We start from the raw sequence: 15,687 nt of genomic DNA on the forward strand, positions 1-15,687 counted from the left end.
TGTGGTGCAGGCAGCGACGGCCGTCGAGTCGGCCCCGGTGTATGCAGCGATGGTCTGTGCGGGGGCGGCGGCCTGGCTGATGGCCGGGCGGGACGACGGAACACGGCGGGCACGGCTGATGCTGGCGGGAGCGGGCCGCGCGGCGGAGCCCAGCCCGCGTCGGCCTTCGCGCCCGGGCGACCTCGCCGAGTTCTTACGTGCCCGGCTCGGGACTCCGTCCGGTCAGGCGTGGTGGTGCGTGCTGAGCGGGACGCTGCTCGGCCTGCTGGGTGAGTCCTGGCTTCCGGTTGTGGCCGGAGCCGCTGCGGTGCCCGTCGTACGGAGACTGCTCGTCAAGCGGCAGCGCGGCAAGGCGAACGACCACAGGGCCGCAGCCGTGATCGAGCTCTGCGCGGCGGTCTCGGGCGAGTTGCGGGCGGGCCGCCAGCCCGACCGGGCCCTGCTCTCCGTGGGCGGCATCGCGCTGAGGGAGCTGGGGGACGCCGGTGCGGCGGTGCTGGCGGCAGCCCGGTTCGGCGGCGATGTCCCTGGGGCCTTGCGGGAAGCGGCCCGAACTCCCGGTGCGGAAGGGCTACGAGGCGTCGCGGCCTGCTGGCAGGTCGCCGTCGAGGGCGGGGCGGGCCTGGCCACCGGCCTCGACAAGGTCGGCGACGCGCTGCGGGCCGAACGTGAACAGTGCGAGGAGCTGCGGGCCTTGCTGGCGGGACCTCGTTCGACGGCCGTCGTGCTCGCGCTGCTTCCGGTCTTCGGGCTGCTGCTGGGCACAGCCATGGGTGCGGCTCCCGTGCGGGTTCTGCTGCACAGCACGGCCGGGCTGCTCTGTCTCGCCGTCGGCGGGCTTCTGGAGTGGGCGGGCATCGCCTGGGTCGCCCGGCTCGTACGGACCGCGGAGCGGTCGGGCGGGGTGCGGCGCGGAGAGGAGGGGGCATGAACGCGGCGTACCACGGCATCCCCACGGAGGCGCTGATGTGGCTGGTGCTGCTGGTAAGCGGAACGTGCACGGCGGGTTCCGCGCGGGAGATGTGGCGGGACCGCACAGTGCGGCGCCGGACGCGGGAACTGCTGCCGGCAACCGGCGTCGAGCCGACCGGCAGGGGACGGCGCCTGCTTGGCGGGCTCGTTGGCCGGCGGGCCCGTACGGGCAGCCGCCGCGGACTGCGGGAGGCCGGGGTGGCGCTGGGCGTCACCGCCCTTGCCGTGGTCGTGATCGGCGGAGTCACCGGATGGGTCGTCGCGGGAGCTGGGGCGTACGGCGTGAGGTGGTGGATGCGTCGTCAGGAGGCAACGGGAGCGTCGGCGGACGAGACGACAGAAGCAAGCGCCGCAGCCGAACAGCTGCCGCTGGCCGCGGAGTTGATGGCGGCCTGCCTGGCAGCCGGTTCGGGCCCGGCCCAGGCCGCCGACGCGGTCGGTCGCTCGCTGGGCGGGCCCCTGGGCATACGCCTGATCCGTACCGCCACGGAACTGCGGCTCGGAGCGGAACCCGCAGCGGCGTGGGCGCACTTCGCGTCCCTGCCGGGCAGCGAGGGCTTCGTCCGCAGCATGGAACGCGCCGGTACGGCAGGAGCACCCGCCGTGGCCCAGGTGACACGGCTGACGGGGGAGCTCCGTGCCCGTCGGGCACGCCATGCCTCGGCCCGGGCGCGGAGGGCCGCGGTTCTCGTGACCGGCCCGCTGGGGCTGTGCTTCCTCCCCGCCTTTCTCGCGGTCGGAGTCGCACCCGTCGTGATGGGACTCGCGGGGTCGCTGCTGTGAATGCGGTGCCTCGCAGGGGGGCGAGAGCCGCGGCAGACAGGCGATCGAAGGGGATCGGTCGCCTCGGCAAAGGCAGCGCAACGGGAGCGCCGGCGAAACGAGACAGCCGGGAGAACCGGGAGAACACGAACTCTGCAGAACACGAACACCGCGGAACACGAACACCGCGGAACACGCACGCCGAACACCAGTAGCTCAAGAACGACAGCAGGGGGAACCATGTCCGGGAAATTCCGTGACGCCGCATGTGCCGTACGCCTGAGGACCGTACGGCTGGCCGCCACCGTCCGTTGCAGGGTGCGGGAAGCCGGAGGACGACTGACGTCGGACGCGGGCATGAGCACGGCGGAGTACGCGGTGGGGACCATCGCCGCGTGCGGCTTTGCCGCTGTGCTCTACAAGGTCGTGACGAGCGGCTCGGTCAGCGGCGAGCTTCAGCAAGCGGTCGAGAGGGCTCTTGATGCCCGCTTCTGAGGACGGCTATGTGACGGCCGAGACCGCGGTTGTCATTCCCGCCCTCGTGCTTCTCTTCGGGATGCTCCTGTGGGGCGTCATGGCCGCGGCGGCACACATCCAGTGCGTCGACGGCGCGAGAGCGGGAGCGCGGGCGGCCGCTCGGGGAGAGGAGGAGGCTGCGGTGCGGTCGGCGGCGTTGTCCGCAGCACCCCACGGAGCCGTGGTGAAGACGGCGCGAGAGGGGCGGTTGGTGCGTGTCCGCGTACACGCGCGCACCGCCGGCCCGGGCCCGCTGACCCTCGGCCTGGACTCCGAGGCGGTGGCGATGTCCGAGGAGCCGACCGGGCTTGCCGGCGAGGACGGGACGGGGGTGGCCGGTCTTGAAGGGGAGTGACCGGGGCTCTGCCACAGTGTGGGCGGCCCTCAGCGGAGTGGTGCTGTGCGCCGCGGTCTCGGTGGTGCTGGGCCTCGGGCAGGCGGTCTCCGCACGTCACCGTGCGGGAGGCGTCGCCGACCTGTCGGCCCTGGCCGCCGCGGACCGCGCTCTCGAAGGACGGGCGAGGGCCTGTGCCGCTGCCGAGGAGGTCGCCCGCGCTCAGGACGCACGGCTCGTGCGGTGCGCGGTCACCGGTGAAGTCGCGGACGTATCCGCGCGGGTGCGGTTCGGTTTCTACGCCCCGACGGTGCGGGCCCGCGCCGGGCCCGCCGACGCAGCGCCCGGTGCAAGCGCCGTCGTTCGGGACGCCGACGCCGACGCCGACGCCGAAAGCTCCGGCGCTCGCGTGCGACTTCCGCCGGCCTCAGGCCGCGGAGGCCAGCAGCTCCGTCAGCAGGCGGACGGCTCCGCGCTTGTCCAGGGGGTCGTTGCCGTTGCCGCACTTGGGCGACTGGATGCACGAGGGGCATCCTGCCTCGCACTCGCAGGCGGCGATGGCGTCCCGTGTGGCGGTCAGCCACTCGCGCGCCGTGCGGAAGGCCCGTTCGGCGAATCCGGCGCCGCCCGGCTGCCCGTCGTAGACGAACACAGTGGGGAGCAGGGTGTCGGGGTGCAGCGCTATGGACACCCCACCGATGTCCCAGCGGTCGCACGTCGCGAAGAGCGGCAGCAGACCGATGGCGGCGTGCTCGGCCGCGTGCAGTGCGCCCGGCAGCACCGAGGGTTCGATCCCGGCCGTCTCCAACTGGTCCTCGGTGAGGGTCCACCAGACGGCCCGGGTGCGAAGCGTGCGCGGGGGAAGGTCGAGTTTGGTCTCGCCCATGACCTCGCCGGTGATGATGCGGCGGCGCAGATAGGAGACGACCTGATTGGTCACCTCGACGGTGCCGTAGCACAACCGGGCGTCGCCCCACGGGACGTTCTCGTCCGTCTCCAGCACGGCGACGGAAGTGGTGTCTCTGGCCATCGTCGTCCAGGGAGGCGCGGCCTCCTCCACCAGGGCCGCGGAGTTCTCCAGATCCAGCTGCCGGACCACATAGGTGCGCCCCTGATGCAGGTGCACGGCTCCTTCGTGGACGGTGGTGTGGGCCGTGCCCGCGTCGACGGTGCCCAGGAGCCTGCCGGTGCCGTCCTCGACGACCTGCACCGGTGTACCGCCCGAGCCGCGGATGTCGGCGAGGTCGCAGGCACGCTCCTTGAGCGTCCAGTACCAGGAGCCACCGCGGCGGCGAAGGAGCTTGCGCTCCTCGAGCTGGCTCAGAAGCCCGCTGAAGCCGGGGCCGAACAGTACGGAGTCGGCCTCGGTGAGCGGGATCTCGGAGGCCGCGGCGCAGAGGTGGGGAGCCAGGACGTAAGGGTTGTCCGGATCGAGGACGGTCGACTCGACGGGTGTTCTGAACAGCGAATCGGGGTGGTGGACGAGATACGTGTCGAGGGGATCGTCGCGCGCGACCAGGACGGCGAGGGCTCCTTCTCCCGTCCGGCCCGCACGGCCGGCCTGCTGCCACACGGACGCCCGCGTCCCGGGATAACCGGTGATCAGAACCGCGTCCAGGCCTGACACGTCGACGCCGAGTTCCAGGGCGTTCGTGGCGGCGAGGCCGAGCAGTTCGCCGCTGTGCAGGCTGCGTTCGAGGGCGCGGCGCTCCTCGGGGAGGTAGCCGCCCCGGTACGCGGCGACCCGGTCGCTCAGCGAGCGGTCCACGGATGCGAGCCGGTCCTTGGCGATGAGCGAGATGAGTTCCGCTCCGCGCCGTGAGCGCACGAATGCGACGGTACGTACGCCCTGCGCGGCCAGGTCCGTGAGGAGTTCCGCGGACTCGGCCGTCGCGGTGCGCCTGACGGGGGCGCCGCGCTCGCCTTCCATCTCGGTGAGCGGCGGCTCCCACAGGGCGAAGACCAACTCGCCGCGGGGGGAGGTGTCTTGCGTCACCTCGGTCACGGGGACCCCTGTCAGGCGGGTCGCCGCTTCGCCGGGGTCGGCGGCCGTCGCGGAAGCGAGGAGGAAGACCGGGTCGGAGCCGTAGCGCGCGCACACCCGGCGCAACCGCCGCAGGATCTGAGCGATGTGGGAACCGAAGACCCCGCGGTAGGTGTGGCATTCGTCGATGACGACATAGCGCAGCGATCGCAGGAAGGAGGCCCAGCGGGCGTGGGACGGGAGCATGCCGCGGTGCAGCATGTCCGGGTTGGTGAGGACGTAGTTGGCGAAGGCCCGCACCCACTCGCGCTCTTCGACGGGTGTGTCCCCGTCGAAGACGGCGGCGCGCACGGCTGTCCCGAGCGGCGCGGCAAGTTCGCTGACGGCGCGGCGCTGGTCGGCGGCGAGTGCCTTGGTCGGTGCCAGATACAGGGCGGTGCTTCCGCGGCCTCCGGTGCCGTTCCGCCGCCGCCGTTTCCCGGCCTGGGGCTCTGCTTCGCCCCGTGGCCCTGTTACATCCCGCGGCCCTGCTTCGCCCTCGGGCCCCGTCCCGCCTCCGGTACGCGCACCGTTCCGCGAGGTGCTCCCGTGCCCCGCGCCCCCGGTGGAAGGCTCCGTACCGCCGCCGGCACCGCCGCTCCTGCCGACGTCCGCCCCGTCCGAACCGTCCGCCTCGTCCGCTCTGTCCGCCCCGTCCGCACCGCCGAGGAGGGAGCTGAGCACAGGCATGAGATACGAGAGGGACTTGCCGGACGCGGTGCCTGTGGCAATGATCACTGACTCTCCGCGCAGTGCGTGCCGCGCGGCACGCGCCTGGTGCTCCCACAGGCGCTCGATGCCCGACTCCCGTACGGCGTCCACGACTTCGGGCCGGATCTGCTCGGGCCAGGCGGCATGGCGGCCGACCCGTGGGGGCAAGTGCTCCGTATGGGTGACACGCGCAGCCCGGCCGTCCCCGGCGGTGAGTCGTGCGAGCACCGATCGGGGATCGCTTTCGGGGACGTTGCGGGAGGACACAGCAGGTGAGCGTACGCTCGTCCCGGCCGGCTGGGGTCGGCCGGCCGTGGACTGCGACGGTGTCACCTGCGCGACGCACAAAGACAGCAAGGCGTCGTGCACGCAGGCCGGTAAGTGATTGAATGCTTCTGCGGCTGCCGATCCGCCTGCTGTCCCGGCCTTTCCCGGCCGGGATGTCTCAGTTGGTGGACGACTCGATAGCAAGGTGCTGGAGGATCCGTGGACCTGTCCCTGTCGACCCGGACCGTAGGCGATCGAACGATCGTCGAGGTCGGTGGCGAGATTGACGTATACACCGCGCCCAAGCTGCGCGAGCAGCTGGTCGAGCTTGTGAACGACGGGAGCTACCACCTCGTCGTGGACATGGAAGGCGTTGACTTCCTGGACTCCACCGGGCTGGGTGTGCTCGTCGGCGGGCTCAAGCGGGTGCGTGCTCACGAAGGCTCGCTGCGCCTGGTGTGCAACCAGGAGCGCATTCTCAAGATCTTCCGTATCACCGGTCTGACCAAGGTGTTCCCGATCCACGGTTCCGTGGACGAGGCCGTCGCGGCGACCGACTGACGTCCGCCGGACGCGGACCGGATACCGGAACGACGTTGGAGGTGCCGGGCTCTTGGAGCCCGGTGCCCGGGAATGTGTTCAAGGCAAGTTCGAGGGGGATGGCATGGCCATCGTGGAACTCCGATTCAGTGCGCTGCCGGAGCATGTGCGTACGGCGAGGCTGGTGGCCGCCGCGGTCGCGCGGCGTGCGGGAGTCGACGAGGCCGTGCTCGACGAGGTCCGGCTCGCGGTCGGCGAGGCCTGTTCGCGCGCGGTCGGGCTGCACGTGCTCCACGGGGTCGAGGGCCCCGTGCGCGTGGCACTCATCGAGGAGGAGAAGAAGTTCTCCATCGAGGTCGGTGACGAGACCCCCACACCGGCCACCGCACACGGCAATGCCGGTGCCTCCATGCCGCCGTCCACCGGCCCGGCCGACGACGAGGAGGCCGAGAGCGAGATGGGCCTCGCGGTGATCAGCGGTCTCGTCGACGACGTCGAGGTGACCGCGGACGGGAACGGCGGGCTGATCCGCATGAGTTGGCCGGTGACGCCGGAGCCGGTGCTGCCCTGACCGGGCCGGCCTTCGGCTGTCGCCCCGCTGCTCGCGGGTGCCGGTCGCACAGCGGCCCGACACCTGGCACGACGCGCTGGAGTCCGGACGGGGGACCGCACGGTTCCACCGTCGGCGGCGGCCCCACGCCGGTCCGGTGTCCCGGGGAGTTGCGCAGCAGGACCGCGACGCCGGCCGGCGGGCGACCCCCTGGCGGTAGTCAGCGGAAACGTCCGTGATCTTGTCACCGTTCGGCCCGTATGCCGTCCCAACGCTTTGACCAGGTATTTCGACCCTTGCCGGGAGTCCACTGCCGAAGCGGTAGCAAGATGTTGCGGGATCTTCATCAAGCGCTCCTGGATCGCCTCACAGGCCGCATGCGTCACATCTGTCCCAGCGCTGTGCGGCGTCCCCCGAGGTCCTCGACCCGGGGGAAATGGACATCCCCTGAACTGATTTGATGTGAAAAATGGGGCCTGCGGGACTGCCGCCGCGATCATTTTTTACATCGTCAACGTTTTTGTAAAGCTCACTCGTGCGAGCGAATTCGCCACACGAACTCCATTTGATCTCCGCTGTTGGTGGCGGATCGCGGAAAACGTGCACTGTCTTGTTCTGGAGCTGATCCCTACAATCCGTCCACATCTTTGCAAGCAGGAGCCGGCCACCGAACCGCGCGCCCCTGCGCCAAGCGTCAAGGAGGACGAATGGCGGGGCACCTCAGCCCATCCCAGAACCACCAGCACCTCGCTGATGCCATGCTGACCAGTGGCAATCGCGGTCTCGTCATCGTGATCGCTCTGGTCGCCCTGGCAGCTCTCGGCGTCGCCGTCGTGCTGGTCCGTCAAGTACTCGCCGCGAGCGAGGGCACCGACAGCATGAAGAAGATCGCTGCTGCCGTGCAGGAAGGCGCAAACGCCTATCTGGCCCGGCAGTTGCGCACGCTCGGCATTTTCGCCGTAGTCGTCTTCTTCTTGTTGTTCCTGTTGCCTGCCGATGACATGAGCCAGCGCGTAGGGCGCTCGTTGTTCTTCCTGGTGGGAGCGGCATTCTCCGCGGCCACCGGCTATATCGGCATGTGGCTTGCGGTGCGCAGCAACGTACGTGTGGCCGCGGCCGCCCGTGAGGCCACCCCCGGAGAGGGGGAGCCTCCCGCGGACCTGACCAAGGTCTCGCACAAGGCCATGAAGATCGCCTTCCGCACGGGTGGCGTCGTCGGCATGTTCACGGTGGGTCTCGGTCTGCTGGGCGCGGCCTGTGTCGTGCTCGTCTATGCCGCGGACGCCCCCAAGGTGCTGGAGGGCTTCGGCCTCGGCGCTGCGCTCATCGCGATGTTCATGCGTGTCGGCGGCGGCATCTTCACCAAGGCCGCTGACGTCGGCGCCGACCTCGTCGGCAAGGTCGAGCAGGGCATCCCCGAGGACGACCCGCGCAACGCGGCAACCATCGCGGACAACGTCGGCGACAACGTCGGTGACTGCGCGGGCATGGCGGCCGACCTCTTCGAGTCGTACGCCGTGACGCTGGTGGCGGCGCTCATCCTGGGCACTGCCGTCTTCGGCAACGACGGTCTCGCGTTCCCGCTGATGGTTCCGGCGATCGGCGTGATCACGGCCATGATCGGGGTCTTCGCGGTGGCACCGCGCACCAAGGACCGCAGTGGCATGACCGCCATCAACCGCGGCTTCTTCATCTCCGCGGTGATCTCCCTGGTCCTGGTCGCCATCGCGGCCTTCACGTATCTCCCCTCCAGCTACGCCGACCTGAAGGGCGTCGGGGGCGACGCGCAGGAGATCCTGGGCCACAGCGGCGACCCGCGGGTCCTGGCGATCGTGGCCGTGGCCATCGGCATCGTGCTCGCCGCGGTGATCCAGCAGCTGACGGGCTACTTCACCGAGACCAACCGCAAGCCCGTTCGGGACATCGGCCGTACGTCGCTGACAGGGCCGGCCACCGTCATCCTTTCGGGCATGTCCATCGGCCTCGAGTCGGCGGTCTACACGGCTCTGCTGATCGGTCTGAGCGTCTACGGCGCCTTCCTCCTCGGAGGCGGCACCGTGATGCTGGCGCTCTTCGCCGTCGCCCTCGCCGGCACCGGTCTGCTGACCACGGTCGGCGTCATCGTCGCCATGGACACCTTCGGTCCGGTCTCCGACAACGCGCAGGGCATCGCCGAGATGTCCGGCGACGTCGAGGGGGCGGGTGCCCAGGTGCTCACCGACCTCGACGCGGTGGGCAACACCACCAAGGCGATCACCAAGGGAATCGCCATCGCCACGGCCGTGCTGGCCGCGGCTGCGCTGTTCGGTTCGTACCGCACGGAGCTCGTCGGTGCGCTGAGCGAGGCGGGCGAGAGCAGCAGCAAGATGCTGCAGCTCCTCGACATCGCACAGCCCAGCACGCTCGTCGGGCTGATGCTCGGCGCGGCGGTCGTCTTCCTCTTCTCGGGGCTGGCGATCAACGCGGTCTCGCGTTCCGCGGGTGCGGTGGTCTACGAGGTCCGGCGGCAGTTCCGCGAGAAGCCCGGAATCATGGACTACACGGAGAAGCCGGAGTACGGGCGTGTGGTCGACATCTGCACCAAGGACGCTCTTCGGGAGCTGACGACGCCCGGTCTGCTGGCTGTGCTGTCGCCGATCCTGGTGGGCTTCACCTTCGGAGCGGGTGCCCTGGCGGCGTTCCTGGCCGGTGCGATCGGCGCGGGCACGCTGATGGCGGTCTTCCTGGCCAACTCCGGCGGTGCCTGGGACAACGCCAAGAAGCTCGTCGAGGACGGGAACCACGGCGGCAAGGGGAGCGAGGCCCACGAGGCCACCATCATCGGCGACACGGTCGGCGACCCGTTCAAGGACACCGCGGGCCCGGCCATCAACCCGCTGCTGAAGGTGATGAACCTCGTGGCGCTGCTGATCGCGCCCGCCGTGATCCAGTACTCCCACGGGAGCGAGGCGAGCGTGGGTGTGCGCACCCTGGTCGCGCTCGTCTCCGCGGGAATCATCATCGGTGCCGTCTACGTCTCCAAGCGCCGCGGCATCGCCATGAGCGACGGTGACACGGGAAACGGGAGCGATGACGCCGGTGACGAGACGGAACGCACGGCGAAGCCGAGTGACCCGGTAGCGGCCTCCTGAGGTCCTGACAGGTCACATTCCTTCAACAGAGGGGCGGGCAGAGCGCGTTGTCGCTCTGCCCGCCCCACTGTTGTGTTGTGGGGTACTACACACCGGTCGGCAGGGTGGTGCAAATGGCTTCAATGCCGTACATATTTCTCCCCCGGCTCGCCGCCGCCGGTTCAAGGGCGTGTATGTTCCGGGCCGAACAGCCACGGAAGGGACCGATCCGGTGAACAAGAAACTTGCGGCCGCACTCTCCGGGGGCGCGGCGCTCGCACTCGCGCTGACCGGTTGCAGCGACGACAGCGCGCAGGCCGACGAGTGGGCCAAGAAGGTCTGCGACGGCGTGCAGCCTCAGGTCAAGAAGATCCAGGAGGCCAACGACTCCATCAACGAGGCATCCCAGGAGAAGAACTCCTCCGCCGATGTGAAGAAGGCCGACGCCGCCGCCTTCGAGAAGATCTCCGGTGCGTACAAGTCCCTCGCCTCCGCGGTGGACAACGCCGGCCCGCCGCCCGTCGAGGACGGCGAGAAGCTGCACGCCGACGCGGTGGACGAACTGCGCAACATCTCGGCCAAGTACGGCCAGCTGCAGAAGACGGTCGACGGCCTGGACACCAAGGACCAGTCGAAGTTCGCCGAGGGCCTGCAGGATGTCGCCAGCCAGCTCGACACGCTCGGCAAGAGCGGCGACAAGGCGCTGAGCAAGCTCCAGGCCGGCGAGGTCGGCAAGGCGATGGCCAACCAGAAGGGGTGCAAGCGCACCGGGAACGCACCGGGCGTGTGATCCCGCGGGCCGTTCCGCACCCCGAGGCCACCCGTTCCGGGCCCTGTTCCGGGCCCCCGGGACCACCCGTTCCGGGCGCTGTTCCGGGATCAGCCGTTCCGGGGGCCTTCCGGGTAACCCGTTCCGGCCGTACGGGGCGGCGCACCCGTCCGGGCCGGCGCGTCACAATGGGGTGCGTGAGTACGAGCGAGCGCCTACCCGTGGCAGACCCCGATCGCACCGGCAGGCTGAGGGAGGCGTTGCGCGCCGCGAACTTCACCGCCGACGGCCTGCTGGACCTGCTCGGTGGTCCCGCGTACGCCGCCCTCGCACGGAGCGAGACGGTGCCGGCGCTGCGGGCCACCCGAGGAACGAGCCCTCTGGAGACGCTCGTCAGGCTGTTCCTGCTCCGGCAGGGCGTTCCGCGCGAGCGTGCGCGGAACGCCCTGCCGCTGGACGACGCCCTTGAGGACGGCTGGCTGGTGCCGGCGCCCGACGCCGGGGACGGCGAGGCGGTGCGTGCGACGGTCGACGTGCGGCCCTACGGCGGGCCCGAGGGGCAGGACTGGTGGATCGTCGCCGACCTCGGGTGTGCCGTGGGCGGTGCCTCCGGCGTCGGGACGCCGGAGGGCACGCACGGCAGGGACGTCGTCCTCGGAGTCGGTGGTGCGTCGACGACCCTGGCGGGCATCACGGTTCGCAGGCCGGTGGGCAGGGCGCTCGACATCGGGACCGGTTCCGGGCTCCAGGCCCTGCACGCGGCGCAGCACGCCGGACGCGTCACCGCGACCGACCTCAACCCGCGTGCCGTCGCCGTCGCGGGGCTCACCCTCGCGCTCTCCGGAGCATCCGGCGTGGACGTGCGTGAGGGGACGCTGTTCGAACCGGTCGCAGGTGACGAGCCGTACGACCTCATCGTCTCCAACCCGCCGTTCGTGATCTCCCCGGGAGCCCGGCTGACCTACCGGGACGGCGGCATGTCGGGCGACGACCTGTGCCGGACCCTCGTCGAGAACGCGGCGGACCACATGGCGGAGGGCGGCTACTGCCAGCTTCTCGCCAACTGGGAGCATCCGCGGGGACAGGACTGGCGCGAGCGACTGCGCTCCTGGGTGCCCGCGGGCTGCGATGCGTGGATCGTGCAGCGAGAGGTGCAGGACGTCACGCAGTACGCGGAGCTGTGGCTGCGGGACGCCGGCGACCACCGCGCCGGAGCGGCCGAGTACGAGGCCCGCTACGGCGAATGGCTGGACGAGTTCGAGCGCAGGGGCACCACGGCGGTCGGGTTCGGCTGGATCACGCTGAGGAAGAGCGGCGCGCGGGAGCCCGCGGTCGTCGTGGAGGAGTGGCCGCACCCCGTCGAACAGCCGCTGGGCGGCGAGGTGGTTCAGCATTTCGAGCGTCAGGACTTCCTGCGCGCGACCGATGACGCGGCACTGCTGGACTGCCACTTTCGGCTGGCCGACGGCGTCGTCCAGGAGCAGGTCGGCATGCCCGGCGCCGAGGACCCGGAACACGTGGTGCTGCGCCAGCAGCGCGGAATGCGGCGGGCCACCAAGGTGGACACCGTCGGCGCGGGCTTCGCGGGGGTGTGCGACGGGTCGCTGCCGGCCTGGCGGATCCTGGACGCCATCGCGCAGCTGGTCGGGGAGGACCCGGTGATGCTCCGCGACCGCACGCCGAGTGCGATCCGCCTGCTCGTCGAGCAGGGCTTCCTGCTGCCGGCGGAGGCGGACGCGCCGGCCGGCTGAGCGACCGGGCAGGCTGAGCCACCGGGACCGGCTGCCCCGCGGCGGGACGGTCGGCTGAGCCGTCAGGACCGGCCCCGCGGCGGGACGGGAGGGACCCCACGGCGGCGGGCGAGCCGGCCCCGTGGCCGCGACCGAACGGACGACGGCGACGGCCTTGAGCGGGCCCCGCACGGCATACACCGCACAGTCGGCAGTGATCGTACTTTCGGCCTGATTTCGCTCATCACGGGTGGTCCGGCGGCCCCCTCGGCATGAGGACCGGGCGGTATCGGGCGGCGGGACCCACGGATGTCGGGTTACCGTTCGAGTTGCGTTGCGGAGTTTTCCCGTTTGACACACAGCCGGGATGTACCGTCACACTCCGCAGCGACAGCGATGCCGTACGCCGACCGGAGAGAAGAGCGAGAAGTTGTCCCCGACCCGCGAGCCCGCAAACGGCGGGCGCCGACTCGTGATCGTCGAGTCGCCCGCCAAGGCCAAAACGATCAAGGGGTACCTCGGCCCTGGCTACGTGGTCGAGGCCAGCGTGGGGCATGTCCGCGACCTTCCCAACGGCGCCGCGGAGGTGCCCGCGAAGTACAAGGGTGAGTCCTGGGCGCGGCTCGGTGTGAACGTCAATCACGACTTCGAGCCGCTGTACGTCGTGAACACGGACAAGAAGGAACAGGTCAAGAAGCTCAAGCAGCTTCTCGCCGAATCCGACGAACTCCTGCTCGCCACCGATGAGGACCGCGAGGGCGAGGCCATCGCATGGCATCTGCGCGAGGTCCTCAAGCCCAAGGTCCCGGTGCGGCGGATGGTCTTCCACGAGATCACCCAGGACGCCATCCAGGACGCGGTCCGCAACCCGCGCGATCTCAACCAGCGGCTCGTGGACGCCCAGGAGACGCGCCGCATCCTCGACCGGCTCTACGGCTACGAAGTCTCGCCCGTCCTGTGGAAGAAGGTCATGCCGCGGCTGTCGGCGGGCCGCGTGCAGTCGGTGGCGACCCGGCTGGTCGTCGAGCGTGAGCGCGAGCGCATGGCGTTCCGCTCCGCCGAGTACTGGGATCTGACGGCCACCTTCGCGACGGGGCAGGGCGAGGCCCGTCCCGGTGCCGGGGAGCCGGGCACGTTCGGCGCGAGACTCAACTCCGTCGACGGACGCCGGGTGGCTCAGGGCCGTGACTTCGGCGCCGACGGCGAACTGAAGAACCCGGACCAGGTGCTGCACCTGGACGAGGAGAACGCCCGTGCGCTCGCCTCCGCCCTCGCGGAGACGCGTTTCTCGGTGCGGTCGGTCGAGTCCAAGCCGTACCGGCGTTCGCCGTACGCGCCCTTCCGTACGACCACGCTTCAGCAGGAGGCCAGCCGCAAGCTCGGCTTCGGCGCGAAGCTGACGATGCAGGTGGCGCAGAAGCTGTACGAGAACGGCTTCATCACCTACATGCGTACCGATTCCACGACGCTCTCCGAGACCGCGGTGCGCGCGGCACGCTCCCAGGTGACCCAGCTCTACGGCTCCGAGTACCTGCCGGAGAAGCCGCGCGTCTACACGGGCAAGGTCAAGAACGCGCAGGAGGCGCACGAGGCGATCCGCCCCTCCGGCGACCGCTTCCGCACCCCGGCCGAAACGGGCCTCACGGGCGAGCAGTTCAGGCTCTACGAGCTGATCTGGAAGCGCACCGTCGCTTCGCAGATGAAGGACGCCACGGGCCAGTCGGTGACCGTGCGGGTCGGCGGCCGGGCCAGTGACGGGCGGGACGCCGAGTTCACCGCGACCGGCAAGATCATCACCTTCCACGGCTTCCTCAAGGCGTACGTCGAGGGCTCCGACGACCCCAACGCCGAGCTGGACGACCGCGAACGCCGGCTGCCGCACGTCACCGAGGGCGACCCGCTCACCGCGGAGGAGCTGTCCGTCGACGGCCACGCGACGAAGCCGCCGGCGCGCTACACCGAGGCCACGCTCGTGAAGGAGCTGGAGGAGCGGGAGATCGGCCGGCCCTCCACGTACGCCTCGATCATCAGCACCATCCTCGACCGGCGGTACGTCTTCAAGAAGGGGACGGCCCTGGTGCCCTCCTTCCTGAGCTTCGCCGTGGTGGGGCTGCTGGAGAAGCACTTCGGCCGTCTCGTCGACTACGACTTCACGGCCAAGATGGAGGACGACCTGGACCGCATCGCCGCGGGCAGCGCCGCCTCCGTCCCGTGGCTGCGCCGCTTCTACTTCGGCGAGGAGGCCGGCCCGGACGCTTCCCCGGGCGCCGCCGCAGACTCGGGCAACGGCGACGGCGACCACCTGGGCGGACTGAAGGAGCTCGTCTCCGACCTGGGCGCGATCGACGCCAAGGGCGTCTCTTCGTTCCCCGTCGGTGAGGGCATCACGCTGCGCGTCGGGCGCTACGGCCCGTACGTCGAGGGCCCGCCGCCCTCACCGGACGAGCCGGGCCAGCGCGCCGACGTCCCCGACGACCTGCCGCCGGACGAGCTGACCGTCGAGCTGGCCAAGGAGCTGCTGGCCAAGCCCAGCGGCGACTTCGAGCTGGGCACCGACCCGGAGACGGGCCGTCCGCTCGTGGCGAGGGACGGGCGGTACGGCCCGTACGTGACGGAGGTGCTGCCCGAGGGCACGCCGAAGACCGGCAAGAACGCCGTCAAGCCGCGTACCGCCTCGCTGTTCAAGTCGATGTCGCTGGACACGATCACGCTGGACGACGCGCTCAAGCTGCTGTCGCTGCCCCGTGTGGTCGGCACCGACCCGGAGACGGGCGAGGACATCACCGCGCAGAACGGCAGATACGGCCCGTACATGAAGCGCGGCACCGACTCGCGCTCGCTGGAGACCGAGGAGCAGATCTTCACGATCACCCTCGACGAGGCGCGGGCGATCTACGCCCAGCCCAAGCAGCGCGGCCGTGCCGCCGCCAAGCCGCCCCTCAAGGAACTGGGCACGGACCCGAACAGCGAGCGTCCCGTCGTCGTCAAGGACGGCCGTTTCGGCCCGTACGTGACGGACGGGGAGACGAACGCGACGCTGCGACGGGACGACGACCCGGAGACCATCACGGCGGAGCGGGGGTTCGAACTCCTCGCGGACAAGCGCGCGAAGGGCCCTGCGAAGAAGGCGACGAAGAAGGCGACGAAGAAGAAGGCCACGGCCAAGAAGTCCGCGGAGAAGACGACGACGGCCAAGAGCACCTCCGCCAGGACGACCGCGAAGAAGACCGCGGCGAAGAAGACCGCGGCGAAGAAGACGGCAACGAAGACGGCCGCCACGAAGCGGGCCGCGGACTCCGGCGGGTCCGGCCCGTCCGGAGAGTAGGGCCGGGCAAAGCCCTGGTCCCGCCCGTTTGTTCGGGCTGGGACACACGGCTCCGACGGCTCCCTATACCCTGACCGC

At 70.5% G+C, this 15,687-nt stretch carries 11 protein-coding genes and 1 pseudogene; 11 read left to right on the top strand and 1 reads right to left on the bottom strand.

What is annotated here, in order from left to right:
* Window positions 1–49: 49 nt before the first annotated feature.
* The 5 genes and pseudogenes from H180DRAFT_RS21130 to H180DRAFT_RS30565 all read left to right on the top strand — a co-directional run.
* Entirely contained in the window at window positions 50–931 is an 882-nt protein-coding gene (locus H180DRAFT_RS21130; RefSeq protein WP_055487720.1) for a type II secretion system F family protein, read from the top strand.
* Window positions 928–1,755: a type II secretion system F family protein gene (locus tag H180DRAFT_RS30560; RefSeq protein WP_074466910.1), complete on the top strand. Its 828-nt coding sequence runs from the start codon at window positions 928–930 to the stop codon at window positions 1,753–1,755. Before H180DRAFT_RS21130 ends, H180DRAFT_RS30560 begins: the two co-directional genes overlap by 4 nt.
* Before the next feature lie 219 nt (window positions 1,756–1,974).
* The gene (locus H180DRAFT_RS21140) at window positions 1,975–2,229 is read left to right on the top strand and encodes a DUF4244 domain-containing protein (protein ID WP_079100282.1); all 255 of its coding nucleotides are present in this window, start codon (window positions 1,975–1,977) and stop codon (window positions 2,227–2,229) included.
* Window positions 2,216–2,605: a TadE family type IV pilus minor pilin gene (locus H180DRAFT_RS21145; RefSeq protein WP_055487679.1), complete on the top strand. Its 390-nt coding sequence runs from the start codon at window positions 2,216–2,218 to the stop codon at window positions 2,603–2,605. Before H180DRAFT_RS21140 ends, H180DRAFT_RS21145 begins: the two co-directional genes overlap by 14 nt.
* Window positions 2,592–2,903, top strand: a pseudogene (locus tag H180DRAFT_RS30565) (Rv3654c family TadE-like protein); the annotation flags it as partial. The gene H180DRAFT_RS21145 and the pseudogene H180DRAFT_RS30565, both read left to right, overlap by 14 nt.
* A gap of 108 nt (window positions 2,904–3,011) precedes the next feature.
* On the opposite strand, the gene H180DRAFT_RS21155 reads toward H180DRAFT_RS30565, so the two are convergent.
* On the bottom strand, window positions 3,012–5,585 hold the full coding sequence (locus H180DRAFT_RS21155; RefSeq protein ID WP_139151420.1) for a DEAD/DEAH box helicase: 2,574 nt from the start codon (window positions 5,583–5,585) through the stop codon (window positions 3,012–3,014).
* A gap of 219 nt (window positions 5,586–5,804) precedes the next feature.
* Here H180DRAFT_RS21155 and bldG point away from each other — a divergent pair, with 219 nt between their 5' ends.
* From bldG to topA, 6 genes are all read left to right on the top strand, one after another.
* Entirely contained in the window at window positions 5,805–6,146 is a 342-nt protein-coding gene (gene bldG / locus H180DRAFT_RS21160) for an anti-sigma factor antagonist BldG (protein WP_019547857.1), read from the top strand.
* A 103-nt stretch (window positions 6,147–6,249) separates the two neighbouring features.
* Window positions 6,250–6,696: an ATP-binding protein gene (locus tag H180DRAFT_RS21165; protein ID WP_055487680.1), complete on the top strand. Its 447-nt coding sequence runs from the start codon at window positions 6,250–6,252 to the stop codon at window positions 6,694–6,696.
* 686 nt (window positions 6,697–7,382) lie between these two features.
* Window positions 7,383–9,806 carry a sodium-translocating pyrophosphatase gene (locus tag H180DRAFT_RS21170; protein WP_055487681.1) on the top strand — a complete coding sequence of 808 codons (2,424 nt, stop codon included), beginning with the start codon at window positions 7,383–7,385 and terminating at the stop codon, window positions 9,804–9,806.
* A 211-nt stretch (window positions 9,807–10,017) separates the two neighbouring features.
* Window positions 10,018–10,575 (top strand): hypothetical protein, encoded by a 558-nt coding sequence (locus tag H180DRAFT_RS21175; protein WP_055487682.1) that lies wholly within the window; start codon window positions 10,018–10,020, stop codon window positions 10,573–10,575.
* Window positions 10,576–10,742: 167 nt separating this feature from the next.
* Window positions 10,743–12,305, top strand: a complete 1,563-nt coding sequence (locus tag H180DRAFT_RS21180; RefSeq protein ID WP_055487683.1) for a DUF7059 domain-containing protein — start codon at window positions 10,743–10,745, stop codon at window positions 12,303–12,305.
* Between the two features lie 409 nt (window positions 12,306–12,714).
* Window positions 12,715–15,609: a type I DNA topoisomerase gene (gene topA, locus H180DRAFT_RS21185; protein ID WP_055487684.1), complete on the top strand. Its 2,895-nt coding sequence runs from the start codon at window positions 12,715–12,717 to the stop codon at window positions 15,607–15,609.
* Window positions 15,610–15,687 lie beyond the last annotated feature (78 nt).

Origin of the sequence: Streptomyces sp. WMMB 322 (genome assembly GCF_900090145.1) — a bacterium.
In the GTDB taxonomy this organism is placed as follows: Bacteria; Actinomycetota; Actinomycetes; order Streptomycetales; family Streptomycetaceae; genus Streptomyces.